Source organism: Sphingobacterium sp. UBA2610, assembly GCF_002339225.1.
Classification (GTDB): domain Bacteria; phylum Bacteroidota; class Bacteroidia; order Sphingobacteriales; family Sphingobacteriaceae; genus Sphingobacterium; species Sphingobacterium multivorum.
The window spans coordinates 16,754-29,404 of record NZ_DDKA01000013.1; the positions used below are offsets into that span (position 1 = coordinate 16,754).

The following is a 12,651-nucleotide window of genomic DNA, read 5'->3' on the forward strand; positions in this document are numbered from 1 at the left end:
CCTACAAATCGTTCAACCACTTATTTACCTCATCTTGTGTTTTACCGGTCTTCTTTTGAAGCTTACCTACCAATTCGTCTTCTTTGCCCTCAGCATACAATAGATCATCGTCAGTAAGGTCTGCATATTGTTGTTTTACCTTGCCTTTGATTTCGTTCCAACGGCCTTTCCATGTTAATTCGCTCATAATTACTTTGTTTTATTGTTTGTTAATAGAACAGTATCGCTCCGTAAATCGTTTAGAAAATAATGTTATAAAATGTTAAACTCACAACGTTCACCTGGCAAACAGGCGCTTTCTATTTTTCGCAAGACTATTTCCGATTACAATTGGCCGTCCATGCCTTGCCGTCTTTTGTATAACCAATTGTCAATTTACCGGCATCAATACGGATAAATCCCGTACCTGCTGAGCCGATATTAACTAAGACGTTATCCTTTTTTTCAAAATCTACTCCATTGAGATTAGGAATGCCATTTCCAAAAGCAAAATTATAGGTATCGCCAACTTTTGTTACAGTAACCGTTCCTTCTCCCGAGGCAACATCGTTATCATTGTTGTTCATGTCATCAAAGCCAATAGTGCCTTCATATTTTCCAACAAAAAGATCGTTATCAGCCGGATCATCATCTTTGCTACATGATGTAAAGCCTACTAATACTGTTAAAATAAGCATACCTAGTCCCAGTGTTTGAATTAATTTTTTCATACGTCGATGTGTTAATGTGAATAATTTATGTATTACAGCAGGGTAAAATTCAAACTTTGTGCCAGTCCAAATACAAGATTCGAAACATACGTATCAAAACGCCCAAGAAGAGGTATAAATACAGTCTAAGGGTATTAATACAATCCGACCAAGACGAAACGCCCAATTGAGAGTCTATAACCGTACATCGAAGATCATTCAGAAAACAAATCTCATCCAATAAGAAAAGAGGCAAAATATTTTTTAAAAAACTTGGAGCGAAAGCGCATTATCGCTAAATTCATTTATTCCAAGCCTACACTATGGAAATCAATTATGCGTCTATTGTCCGAAGATTTGAGGAATACTTTGACGTATGGAGTTCCAAAGTATACCAATATGCGCTCAACAAAACCAAATCTTCTTATCTAGCCGAAGAAACTGTGCAGCGTGTATTTATCAAACTCTGGAAAAATATGCGTGACAAAAATATTGATTCCAGCATAGAATCCCAGATATTCTGTATCACCCGAACAGTAGTGATTGATTTGGTCAAAGCAGAGTATAATCGAAAGAAACTTTTGGATCACGATCAGACAATTGTCTTGCGGCATAGTCCTCATGATGATTTTTATGCCAAACAACTTTCATCCACACTCCATGAAATTGTCGATAAATTACCAAAGAAACGCAGCTGTCCTTTACCTGTTTCAATATATGCTTCTAAACTTTTCACAAATTGTCGCCATCCATCTGTACAAATATCATAGCATTCGATTTCAGGGGATAAGCCAATATGTTCAAGTTGCAACACAATCCCGTTTTCTTTTTCTGTGATGTCCCAAACGATCGTTGTGCCAATCCATTCTTTTTGATTATTCAATCCGGGAAGGGCTATCAATGAATCTTCGACATGCCAAACAACTTTTGCATTTTCATGTAAGTCTTCCACTTGCATTACTTTGTAAATAAGATCTCCAAAGCGAATTGTAAATCTATCGTCCTTCTTATTGGAAGAGCCCTCAAACATGATTGTCCACCAAAATGGTATTTCATCGGTTAGTGCTTTAAATACCCGATCCTTTGTTACACCCAACTGGATAGTTTGACTATAATTTTCCATTGCCAATTTTTTTTTATTAAATACGGCCTCGATTTTCCGTTATTATTAACGAATTTATAGATAGATTTTCCAATCGATCTTAGCATAAGACAAGTTTTTCTTTAGTTTTAGGTAGTAGCGGATAATAGCTGTATTACTTTTATACTCCAAACAACACGTTACTAATCAAATATAAAACCGTCTATGAAGATTATGCTTCGAAAATTAGGAATATTAGGATTTCTGATCGTACTAAATCTCTCCACATAAAAGCCACGTCTCACGACGTGGCCTTAAACTATACATATGAAACAATTGTATTTTCTGTATAGCGCTGATCATAGCGCAAAATATACTCTTTCGGTGTGCAGCCGATAATCTGTTTAAATACGCGGTTAAAATTTGTAATGCTATTGAAGCCGCAGTTGTAAGCAATAAATGAGATATTTTCCAAATGTAAATGATCTTTTCCCAATTGACTACAAACCTCATTAATTCGTATCCGGTTTAGATAACCAACTAAAGTGATTCCACAGTGTTTTTTGAAATAACGGCAGAATGCCTGTGGCGACAGGTGTGCCCTTTCTGCAACACTTTCTAAAGTAAGCCCATGTTTAAAATGTGTATTGATATAATGACAAACCTTCTCTATGCGGTTATTTTTTCCAGTGGAACCGACTACAGTCTCCATCGGTTCGGGACAGAGCGCATCTGTTCTCTTTGAAATTTGGGCTAGTGTCCGGAGCAAATAGAAGAAATGCATCATTTTATCGATCTTTTCCGATTGTTTTAATAACAGCATACGCTTAGATACCATGTCGAAATCCACCTCCGGAATCTTAAATCCCCTGGAATCCTGACTTAAAAATTGCTCCAAGGATTCAAATTCACCCAACATAAAAAGTTGTTTCAACCTCCCTTCCGGATCAAAAAAGATCGAAATGGATCTAGCGGCATCACCAGCCTTATCCTCGGATACAGATTTAAATACATGTGCTTGGTGAGCAGCGATGAAAAATATATCGTTTTCCTTAAAGGGATGGAGGGTTTCATCCACAAGCAACACACCTTTTCCTTTCGTAATCCACATTAACTGGGCTTCTTGATGACGATGCAAATGTGGATAGAACGATTCCGAGATATCCTCCTGGACAGTGATGCTTTGTCCTTTAATTACAGGAATATTAAATTGTAACGTTTTCATAGCATGTTAGTATTAGGTTACTCAACATTGGTTTTACTAAATATAGACAACAAGCGTAACATATTGAGAAATGTCAATCGCACATCTAATAAAATGTCAAAATTTGCTCATAATTGGTTAATTTTCGCACTGTGGGCATCTAAGTTTAATATAGATCTGGGTTTAATAAAGTGTGGGGAACTTACTATGCTCCCCTAATCTTTATTGTGTAATACGCGTTACCGTTGGCAGTTTTACCTGAACCTCATAAGTACCTTCCATCAATAGCTGGAATCCAAAAACAGGGTTGACATTATTAGCACTTAAGCCGTCGATTTGGGCATACTTCATGGGGATGCGATAGTAATTGAGAAAACCCCAATCTGTTCCATCTTTTCCAATTAATTTAGCAAGCGGAAAAGGTGCAACCTCAAAATCACAGATCAACGAATTATCTGTCACTTGGACTGGATTAAACTTCACATGAGATTCAAACATCGGTCGATCCCCCCGTTTGATCACTTCTCCATTTTTAGGATTGAATGCATTTCCATTTTTATCGACGATCTTTAGGATAACACGAGCGCCATCGTTTGAAATTTTTGTACAAGTCACCTTTGGGGCCGTAATTCCGGTAAAAACTTCTGCAGCACTCGATCCACTTGCCGCTTGATAGGTTACTTTAAACATATCATCAATCGTAGGTTCTACAATCTCGATGGTTGCCAATTTAGGGAATACACGCTCTCCTCTAGGGTTGGTCATTTTGACATCAAAATTAAAACGCCCTAAAGGTAGATTGGCAGAAGCTCGATTAAAAACCAGCTGTCCACTGACTGTATTAAATTCCATCGGGGCTTTCTTTACTGTTTCTCTCTTTTTATTGAGTAGTTCGACCGTGGTATCTGTCTCGGCATTGAACACTAAACCAGGCTTAAAGGTTAGAATGTCAAATTCTTTAAAAAAGACATCCGGTGCGGGCTGACCTGTTGCTTCATCGTTTAAGTTTAACAATTCGAATGTATAGGGGGGCGTAGAACCATCTGTATTAATACGGTCAGACATCGTTAGGGACATTCCACGTTTGCAAAATATGGTATTATCTTTATATCGTATACCTTCGCTCAAAAAGCCGTTTTCAATTTTCTTGCAGCCAGAAGTCAGCGCAAAAGCAAACAGCAAGCTATATAAAATTTTTAAATTCGTTTTCATATCAGTTTCTAATCAGCCATTTTTCCGGCGTTAAAAAATAAACGATGTGTGTTTTGCAATACATGCAATACACCTGTCGTCGTCCTAATTCCCGAGGTTTGACAATCATAGGATTTATCAAGTTGATCTTTTGGAATCGCATTATAATCGGGTTCCTCAGCATCAAGAGTACCGATCACCTTTGTGAAATTGAGATAATCTACATAATCCAGATAATCGCTGTAGTCACGTGTTCTGCGCAATTTGATATTGAACCTGACATTGGGAATTGCACCAAGCTTGCTTACAAAATATTTGTTGTCAGGGCTGAGATTTTCTCGTGTGATCTTTCCATCGAATAGGTAGATCATCATCGAATCACGTAATTCTTTGACTGGGATGTTATTGATCCCGAACTGAATATTTTCGTTTCCCACCTCAATGATCCTTTGTTGTTTTTTGGCGGCTACATAATCCCGTACGCCATAATCGCTCGTTGCAAAGAACGTGACATCTGAATTCACAATATCTTTAATACCGGCACGGTCTATAATCTTAACCAACGAATCAAAGCTACCATGCTGCTTCAAAAAATCATAAGTTGTCTGGTTCACGTTGGCATCGCTCTTTCCACCATCGACTTTATAATTATCCTTCTTACATGCGAAAAGAAAAATTAATATTGACGCAAACAATCCTGTTATCTTTTTCATAATTCTTTTTTTAGTGCTTACACCTTTCCTCTCCAGTATGAGGTCTGTGTCAACTTGTTATTATTTTTGAATAGGGCTGGATTAATTGGCCAATAGAATCCTTCCTGACGGAAGCGGGACTCCGAGAGCCATGGAACAAAATTGCTGTATTGCCTTGTTCGCAATAGATCATAAAAAATATGCCCTTCGAGATAAAGTTCTTTTCCTCTTTCAATAATATATTCGTACATGACATCGTCTTTACTCGATGTATTATCCACGAAGGCAGATTCATCGGCGCCATTCCTTTTTCTAAATTCATTGATGATGTCTATTGCTTTGGAAACTTGATTTCTATAAAGTGCAATTTCGGCTTTCAACAAGCGCATATCCGCTAACCTAAAGACAATCAGATTATTGCTAACATAAGCATCTTGCTTTTGTGAGGGATTACGGTAGACAACACTTTGATATTTTACGCAAGTAGGTTTATCACTGTTTAGATCGGTAAAATTACGTCTACAACGAATATCACTATCGTCGAAGACCTGTGAAGGCATCGCCTTCCACTCCCATTGCTGCAAACTTGTATTCCAATACCAGTCCCAAACCTGGTCTATTTTATAAAAATGATTTGTCAGATAATCTGCATTGACATAACACCTCGAATTTGTTCCAGAAGTTGCCAGCTGCGCAGTTCTCAAAAACATATTGGCAATATGTTGATTGGTTCCTTCGCGTGTATTTTCACTCATTGCAATTTCAAAAATACCTTCACTCGAAAGTCCTTCGAAAGTCTTATAATAATTAGATGTGTCGGTCAATGAATACATACCATTATTTAAGATTTCATCGATGGCTTTATCTGCTTTGTCTACCGTTTCGAGATCAGGTTGGTTTGAATTGACATCACTCATTGTTGCCTTCCAAAGGTAGAAATGAGCTAACAATGCATTCACCGCGCCTTTATTGGCTGTGACTTTGGCGTTCCCAACAAGTGAATATTGCCAAGGCAACAATTCATGTGCCTGCAGTGCATCCTTCTCGATCTGCGCCATAACCTCTTTTTTGGTACTCCGTGCTAATTCTGGAGCAGAAATAGGGTCGTCGTATTCTTCCGTTACCACGGGCACGTCTCCCCACACGCGTAGCATCATAAAATAAGTGAACGCCCGTAAAAAATAAGCCTCTCCAAGCATCTCATTTTTGAACTTCGTTGGATTGGTCACATCGGTCAGTAAATCGTCCGCCACCTTAGGAACTCGATTAATAATGATATTGCTCATCGTAATCGCTTTATAGTACTTGGTCCAATCTCCAAAATTCTCTACATTGTATTGAAATGTAAAATCTCCATTTTGGATCCCTTCGAGTCCATCACCATTATATTGGATTGTAAAATAATTCTTGGCAATTGCATCGCCATACATAAAGTATCGTGGACTCGGATTCCAGTTACCCGAATTCATCACATCCCGTACCAAAGCATAGTTACCTGCCATAGCACTCCGTAAATCCCCTGAGCTTTTCCAATATGCGCCCGCGAAAGTCGAATTGACGGGTTCTTCCACCAAAAACTTTTTACATGACCCTAGCAAGAAAACCAGCATCAATAGCACCGCTAGTCTATAGTTTAAAAAAAATCTTTTCATCGTCTTAAAAAGTTAGTTCAAATCCTAATGTATATTTTCTTGGAATCGGATAACCACCACCGTTATACTCTCCATATGGGTTTACAGCCTCGGCATCCGGCAATTTTTTTGATTTTTGCCAACGGGCAACATTATCCACTATACCAAAGAATCTCACTTTGGAAATACTCCATTTCTTGCTGATCCGTTCAGGGAGGTTGTAAGAAAAAATCAGGTTCTTAAATCGCATATAGGAACCATTTTCTAAAAAGAAAGTCTGCGCAGAGGTGTAATAGTAACGATAGGTGCCGATATCATATTTTGCGTATTCGGCCTTGTCGCCGGGCTGTTTCCAGATATTGAGTTTGTCCAGATCCCGTATCGAATAGTAAGCAAAATTTGAAGTCGCATCGCCCGAAGTGGAGTTACTGAATTGATCTGATTCAAAAAGATTCAGTACATCCCTCCCAAAACCGTAGGTAAAAAACAAAGTAAGCGAAAAGTCTTTATAACTAAAGACGTTATTCCAGCCTCCGGTCCACTTAAAATTAGGATCTCCAATCGCCCTTTTATCTGGATTAATACCACTATTAAATACGTCTACAAAATAATCGCCATCTATATCTTCAAAATAAAAATCTCCGGGATTGAATGTTCCATTGGAATTTCGATAGCGTTCGCCTGTATATGGATTGACCGGAATATCGTCCAGGGTCGAGAAAACCCCCAGAGTTTTATAGAGATAAAATGCATTGATCGGGCTGCCCACCGAGAGGATATGAGATTTATCAAATCGATCGCCATCCATGACCATATCGCGGCCGCCATTTGGCAGATTCATGATCCGATTCTTGACATAGGAAATATTTAAATTGGACCGCCAGCTCAATGTGGAGCTACGTGGGAACATATCAGCAGACAATTGAATATCGACACCTGAATTGCGGATTCCTACCGAATTTGTTTTGGCGTAATCGTATCCGGACGTGACGGGAAGCATGACGTCAAATAGCCCATCATAGTTTTCCTTATTAAATACATCTACCATAGCTGTAAAACGTCCCTTGTACAATTCCATATCGACACCTAAATTCCATTGCCTATTGCGCTCCCAGCTGAGATTTTTTTGGGCAACGCCATTATTAAAGTTTGGTGTAATAGCCACTTGGCCATTATAGGAAGTTGCTCCGGAATTACCCTGATACCCCCCATTATTGACATTATAGAGATTATACTGCAAATAGTTACTTTTAGGGAGAGATCCGGTCAATCCATAACTTCCTCTAATTTTAAGTAAGGTGAATATAGGATTGTTTTTCAGAAAATCTTCTTCAGTTAAAATCCAGCCGACAGATGCGGACGGAAAATATCCCCATTTGTTGTTTTCTCCAAATCGGGACGATCCATCCGCACGGACAGCCCCTGAAAACAGGTATTTACTATCAAAATCATAGGAAAAGCGACCGAGATAGGACAGCTGTGACCACTTTTGCAAATCGGAGTTGGCACCGATGTTATTTTGCAGAAATCCTGTAACCACTTGGATCTGATCCGATACCCCCTGACTACCCCATGCGGATACATTTTGCATTTTATTTTTTTCCGCTTCCTGACCCAATAGTACATTTAAAGAGTGTTTTCCAAACTGTTTGATATAAGTTAAAAAGTTCGATATCCTGACTTGGCTATTCTCATTAGAATAAGCTGACGAATAATTACCGGCACCGCTCATCAAAGCTGATGGCCTATTATAAGCCCTATTGGCCATATCTTTGATATAGGCGGATTGGGAAGTAAAAGTTAATCCTGGTGCAATATTGAAAATCAGATTTAGATTGGTATTCAGATTAGAAGATTCATTGTTATCAAGACTACTATTATAGATACCCAAAAGGTAAGTTTTTTTTGCATCTGAAAGATTAAAAAGTGATGATGGCATACTACCGGCACTCAAGGCAATTGGGCTCACGTCACTCCCGCTTCCTCGCGCTCGCTTATTATACGAATAGGCCACAATGGGATTGATCGTTAAACGTTCATTGATTGCCTTACTGGACAAATTGAGCCTTCCAGTATAGCGTTTAAATCCGGTTGCTTTAATGATTCCCGCCTCATCGTAATAGTTCCCACTAAAACGATATGAACTAATCGCTGACCCGCCGCTAACAGAAAGATCTGCACTCTTAATCTTTCCTTTTTGGTAGAATAGATCCTGCCAATCTGTATTCCCATTGAATGCAGGGTTCAACGAATCGGTAAGCATAAAGGGCAGATTTCTGAAATCGTTGGAAGAAAGCTGATTCTTTAGTATCCTCATCTTCTGCTCACGCTCGGTTCTTCCGAGTGTCACTTCACGGAGTTCGGGCCGTTGCGTTAGACCACCATATCCGGTTAACATAAAACGCGGATCTCCGTTACGCCCTTTTTTCGTCGTGATCATGATCACCCCATTTGCTGCCCTAGAACCATAAATTGCGGCGGCAGAAGCATCTCGGAGCACATCCACAGATTCGATATCATTCGGATTCAGACCTGCTAGATAATTTGTTCCTGTTCCTGTATTCGGGCCTACAAATTGTTCCGTTGGCTGCGGAACTCCGTCAATAACATAGAGTGGATTACTAATGACATTGTAATAATCGTCATTGGAGTAATTCAGGCTAACGGCCGATGTACCACGAACAGCCAATGTCGGCGAAGCACCTGGAGCGCCAGAAAAATTCTGAACGTTGACGCCGGCCAATCTTCCCTGAAGCAACATATCAAAACTGGCTGCCGGAAGATTTTCCAGATCTTTACCCGAAATACTTGAAATCGCAGCGGTCGCTTTTTTGCGGGAGGTACTCTGGTAACCGATCACTACGGCTTCATCTAGAATACTCAATGTTTCGACCAGGGTAAAGGTCATTTTGCCTGCCTCGGGAATGGGTTGACGAGCCCGCTCGTATCCGATAAAACTTGTCTCTAAGATATCTCCGGATTTACCTGAAATCTTAAAATTCCCCTGATCATCGGTCTGTGTACTGTTGGAAGTACTCGTGTTTCTCAAAGTTACTCCGGCCAATTGTTTACCATTTTTATCACGTACGGTTCCCGTGATCTGCTGGCCCAGTGCAATTAGTGAAGTTAGAAACACAGATAAAAATAAAACTATCTTTTTCATTTGTGTTTGATTAGGTGCTCTTACTTAGGTTATTCCAAATATAAGTGCCAAACACAGGTCACATTTTCTTAATTATTACCTGTTTACAGCACTTTTTTAGCAAAAAACAAAACGAGACATCTTTTAGTCTAGCAAGACTGTTACATTTCAATCCATAGCTTGTTCACACAATTTTATATCTTTAGCGCAAGAAAAAACCGATTTAGGTTCCAAAATCAATTATAGCCCCAGGTAATACAATGACTAAACTAAAATGCATCATCCTATTGTTGTTCTTCAATTGTTTTATGGCAGTTGGTCAGGATGCGATCAGAATAAATCACTTACCTTTCATTCAAGGATTAACAGAGCAATCTGTTTCCATTATTTGGACGACAGACAAGCCTGCTACTGGCTGGGTTGAGCTGGCCCCAGATGACTCCAGTCACTTTTACTTTAAGGAAAGACCAAAATATTATGCGGCTGCCTATGGCTTCAAAAAAGTAGGTACGTTGCATCAAGTTACATTGAACAACCTAAAACCTGGAACACGCTATAGATATCGTGTGTATAGTCAAGAAGTCCTCAAACATGTTGGCGTCAATGTACAATATGGAAAAGTAGTAGCCAGTGATGTTTATCAAAAGGCACCCTTATTTTTCCAAACCTTTGGCCATGCCAGCTCCACCCATTTTACAGTTGTCAATGATATTCATGAGCGCAATGAGGTACTCGATAAGCTACTGGATATCGGCAATCTAAAGACAAGTGACTTTGTGGTATTCAACGGTGATATGGTTAGTAATCTACTCAGTGAAACACAGCTGTATGAGGGGTTCATGGATACCGCCATTAAAAAGTTCGCCAGTGAAAAACCAATGTTTTATGCAAGAGGCAATCATGAAACACGTGGACCTTTTGCCATTGAATATCCCAAATATTTCCCAACACCAACAGGTAAACTATATTACCAATTTAAGCATGGGAATACCGGTTTTATCGTCTTAGATTGCGGTGAAGACAAGCCCGATACCGACATTGAATATAGCGGTATTGTAGACATGGATAACTATAGAAGCGAACAAGCGGCCTGGTTAGCTCAAGCAGTTGAGAACCCGTCATTTAAAGATGCTAAATATAAGATCGTAATCTGCCATATGCCCCCTTTTGGTGGCTGGCACGGGGAACAGGAGATTTTGGAGAAATTTGTTCCTATCCTCAACAAAGCAGGAACACAGATCATGTTATCAGGACATTTACATAGACACATTATCAAAAATGCGACAAATACAGTACAATTTCCGATCATTGTAAATTCCAACGACAATGTGCTCCGCGTAGATTTAGACGACGAAAAAGGAATCTTCAAAATTCTCGATCAGCAGGGGAAAATGGTCGATCAAGTAATCATTAAGCCGTTAAAATAAAGCGGTAAATTCGCGTATGAAATAACGAACACCATTTTTATGAAACGATGATCGATTTAAAGCCGCTCTCACTCGAAGATGTCTCTCCATTTTATGAATGGATCAATGATGAGATGTCTATAAAGTACTCCCTTTCTCTTTTTCAGTCGCTAAACACAAGGGATCAAATCGACAATTGGTTTCTCTCCGTTGTCAACGATTCTAAAAATTTTAATCGTGGAATTTTCCTAAACGACTCTAATAAACTGATTGGTTATACAGGCATTTGTAATATTTCCAAAGCAAACAGATCTGGAGAGTATTTTATTTTTATAGGTGATCGCGAAGAATGGGGGAAGGGAATAGGCACTCAAGTTACCAAATTAATCTTAGCTATCGGATTTGGAAAACTAGAGCTCAACAGAATTATGCTGACGGTATCTGAGCCAAACTATACAGCCATAAAAGCATATGAAAACGCCGGTTTTAAATTGGAGGGAAGAATGCGTAAAGCCTGTTTTAGAGATAATCAATTTCACGACAAGCTATTGATGTCAATCCTGGAAGATGAGTGGCGTGATCGCACAAAACTAAGTATAAAATAAAACTAATCTCAGAATAGACATATTACTACTTTGAATAGACCGTTTTTGGATACAACTTCTTAAAAGCGTTGTAGACCGCTTGATGTATTACAGTCGAATGCAATTCATCGGGCATGTAATCAAATACAAAATGAATCTTCTTGTTTCGTTTAAGAATCTCCGATAACGCTATAGCCTCATCATACATTCTTATGTCTTCTTCCTTGTTGGGGATACCGAGGTAAACCTTTATATTTTTTTTCAAATTAGTTTGCAGAAACTTCTCCCCATGCGTCAATAAAGACTCTTCTCCCCACCATAAACTTGGACTTATAATAATATAATCATCAAATAATTCGGGTTGTTTAAATAATATTTCTGATGAAAAAAGTCCTGCCAATGATTCTCCAATTAAAGTCTGTTTTCCGTTCGATTTAAAATTGCCATTTATATAAGGGATCAATTCATTTTTCAGGAATATCCGGTATTTTTCTGAACCACCATACGAAGGAAAGCTCGCTTTTTGAAAACCTTCCTTTTCTATAAAATCTGTGTTTTCAACAGGGAAGGTAAAATCTCTCCTTCGTGTGTTTCCACCGATTCCAACAACAATACTTTGCGGGAATCTATCGATCCAGGGTTGTGTACTGAAACGTACAATACCGGCTATATGAAAAAAATCTTCATCCATACTACCATCAAGAACATATACCACTGGATAGCGAACAGAATCATTGGGGTTATAATTGTCGGGAAGATGAATGTTGATCATTCTGTCTTCAGCCAAAACTTTTGAATGCAATATCTCTGATGTGCCTATCGTTAACGGTGTTCCATTTTGTGCAAAACAGTCTGTATTAAGAATAAAGAGCATTAAAAAAATGAGCATGCTATTGCCTATCATATCCGATATATTACGCTTACCAACAATGTTTTTTTGAGTAATCTTATATTGAAATACTTGACTATTAGACATAACATCCTTAGGGACTGCCAACAGTTTTGTTCAACAAATTACCAGCGCAATTTAC

General features: G+C 38.8%; 12 protein-coding genes and 1 pseudogene. 3 read left to right on the forward strand and 10 right to left on the reverse strand.

Features of this window, described 5'->3' with window-relative positions; genetic code table 11:
* Position 1: 1 nt before the first annotated feature.
* On the reverse strand, positions 2 to 187 hold the full coding sequence (locus B4Z47_RS08950) for a CsbD family protein (protein ID WP_046672091.1): 186 nt from the start codon (positions 185 to 187) through the stop codon (positions 2 to 4).
* A gap of 127 nt (positions 188 to 314) precedes the next feature.
* Positions 315 to 710, reverse strand: a complete 396-nt coding sequence (locus B4Z47_RS08955) for a hypothetical protein (RefSeq protein ID WP_070565238.1) — start codon at positions 708 to 710, stop codon at positions 315 to 317.
* A 302-nt stretch (positions 711 to 1,012) separates the two neighbouring features.
* Between B4Z47_RS08955 and B4Z47_RS24715 the strand changes: the two are divergent.
* Positions 1,013 to 1,189 (forward strand): annotated as a pseudogene (locus B4Z47_RS24715) (RNA polymerase sigma factor); the annotation flags it as partial.
* Here B4Z47_RS24715 and B4Z47_RS08960 read toward each other — a convergent pair.
* The 7 genes from B4Z47_RS08960 to B4Z47_RS08990 all read right to left on the reverse strand — a co-directional run bounded on the left by B4Z47_RS08960 (position 1,118) and on the right by B4Z47_RS08990 (position 9,651).
* Positions 1,118 to 1,303 (reverse strand): hypothetical protein, encoded by a 186-nt coding sequence (locus B4Z47_RS08960; RefSeq protein WP_070565235.1) that lies wholly within the window; start codon positions 1,301 to 1,303, stop codon positions 1,118 to 1,120. The pseudogene B4Z47_RS24715 and the gene B4Z47_RS08960 overlap by 72 nt on opposite strands.
* Positions 1,304 to 1,320: 17 nt before the next feature.
* Positions 1,321 to 1,812: an SRPBCC family protein gene (locus tag B4Z47_RS08965; protein WP_115049791.1), complete on the reverse strand. Its 492-nt coding sequence runs from the start codon at positions 1,810 to 1,812 to the stop codon at positions 1,321 to 1,323.
* Positions 1,813 to 2,089: 277 nt separating this feature from the next.
* On the reverse strand, positions 2,090 to 2,995 hold the full coding sequence (locus tag B4Z47_RS08970; RefSeq protein ID WP_070565230.1) for an AraC family transcriptional regulator: 906 nt from the start codon (positions 2,993 to 2,995) through the stop codon (positions 2,090 to 2,092).
* Positions 2,996 to 3,196: 201 nt separating this feature from the next.
* Complete coding sequence (locus B4Z47_RS08975) at positions 3,197 to 4,186, reverse strand: DUF5007 domain-containing protein (protein ID WP_070565228.1); 990 nt, start codon at positions 4,184 to 4,186, stop codon at positions 3,197 to 3,199.
* An 8-nt stretch (positions 4,187 to 4,194) separates the two neighbouring features.
* Positions 4,195 to 4,878 (reverse strand): hypothetical protein, encoded by a 684-nt coding sequence (locus B4Z47_RS08980; protein ID WP_070565225.1) that lies wholly within the window; start codon positions 4,876 to 4,878, stop codon positions 4,195 to 4,197.
* 17 nt (positions 4,879 to 4,895) lie between these two features.
* A complete protein-coding gene (locus B4Z47_RS08985) occupies positions 4,896 to 6,509 on the reverse strand; it encodes a RagB/SusD family nutrient uptake outer membrane protein (protein ID WP_046671676.1) in 1,614 nt (537 codons plus the stop codon).
* Between the two features lie 4 nt (positions 6,510 to 6,513).
* Positions 6,514 to 9,651 carry a SusC/RagA family TonB-linked outer membrane protein gene (locus tag B4Z47_RS08990; RefSeq protein WP_286727229.1) on the reverse strand — a complete coding sequence of 1,046 codons (3,138 nt, stop codon included), beginning with the start codon at positions 9,649 to 9,651 and terminating at the stop codon, positions 6,514 to 6,516.
* A gap of 239 nt (positions 9,652 to 9,890) precedes the next feature.
* On the opposite strand from B4Z47_RS08990, the gene B4Z47_RS08995 reads away from it, so the two are divergent.
* Together B4Z47_RS08995 and B4Z47_RS09000 are read left to right on the forward strand one after the other, a co-directional pair.
* On the forward strand, positions 9,891 to 11,057 hold the full coding sequence (locus B4Z47_RS08995; protein ID WP_286727230.1) for an FN3 domain-containing metallophosphoesterase family protein: 1,167 nt from the start codon (positions 9,891 to 9,893) through the stop codon (positions 11,055 to 11,057).
* 47 nt (positions 11,058 to 11,104) lie between these two features.
* On the forward strand, positions 11,105 to 11,641 hold the full coding sequence (locus tag B4Z47_RS09000; RefSeq protein WP_115049783.1) for a GNAT family N-acetyltransferase: 537 nt from the start codon (positions 11,105 to 11,107) through the stop codon (positions 11,639 to 11,641).
* Between the two features lie 25 nt (positions 11,642 to 11,666).
* On the opposite strand, the gene B4Z47_RS09005 is transcribed toward B4Z47_RS09000, so the two are convergent.
* On the reverse strand, positions 11,667 to 12,509 hold the full coding sequence (locus B4Z47_RS09005) for an alpha/beta hydrolase (RefSeq protein ID WP_286727231.1): 843 nt from the start codon (positions 12,507 to 12,509) through the stop codon (positions 11,667 to 11,669).
* Positions 12,510 to 12,651: the final 142 nt, after the last annotated feature.

Bases quoted from the DNA above. Each gene is read 5' to 3' on its own strand.
- B4Z47_RS08950 (WP_046672091.1), bottom strand. From the start codon at position 187: ATGAGCGAATTAACATGGAAAGGCCGTTGGAACGAAATCAAAGGCAAG.
- B4Z47_RS08955 (WP_070565238.1), bottom strand. From the start codon at position 710: ATGAAAAAATTAATTCAAACACTGGGACTAGGTATGCTTATTTTAACA.
- B4Z47_RS08960 (WP_070565235.1), bottom strand. From the start codon at position 1,303: ATGCCGCAAGACAATTGTCTGATCGTGATCCAAAAGTTTCTTTCGATT.
- B4Z47_RS08965 (WP_115049791.1), bottom strand. From the start codon at position 1,812: ATGGAAAATTATAGTCAAACTATCCAGTTGGGTGTAACAAAGGATCGG.
- B4Z47_RS08970 (WP_070565230.1), bottom strand. From the start codon at position 2,995: ATGAAAACGTTACAATTTAATATTCCTGTAATTAAAGGACAAAGCATC.
- B4Z47_RS08975 (WP_070565228.1), bottom strand. From the start codon at position 4,186: ATGAAAACGAATTTAAAAATTTTATATAGCTTGCTGTTTGCTTTTGCG.
- B4Z47_RS08980 (WP_070565225.1), bottom strand. From the start codon at position 4,878: ATGAAAAAGATAACAGGATTGTTTGCGTCAATATTAATTTTTCTTTTC.
- B4Z47_RS08985 (WP_046671676.1), bottom strand. From the start codon at position 6,509: ATGAAAAGATTTTTTTTAAACTATAGACTAGCGGTGCTATTGATGCTG.
- B4Z47_RS08990 (WP_286727229.1), bottom strand. From the start codon at position 9,651: ATGAAAAAGATAGTTTTATTTTTATCTGTGTTTCTAACTTCACTAATT.
- B4Z47_RS08995 (WP_286727230.1), top strand. From the start codon at position 9,891: ATGACTAAACTAAAATGCATCATCCTATTGTTGTTCTTCAATTGTTTT.
- B4Z47_RS09000 (WP_115049783.1), top strand. From the start codon at position 11,105: ATGATCGATTTAAAGCCGCTCTCACTCGAAGATGTCTCTCCATTTTAT.
- B4Z47_RS09005 (WP_286727231.1), bottom strand. From the start codon at position 12,509: ATGCTCATTTTTTTAATGCTCTTTATTCTTAATACAGACTGTTTTGCA.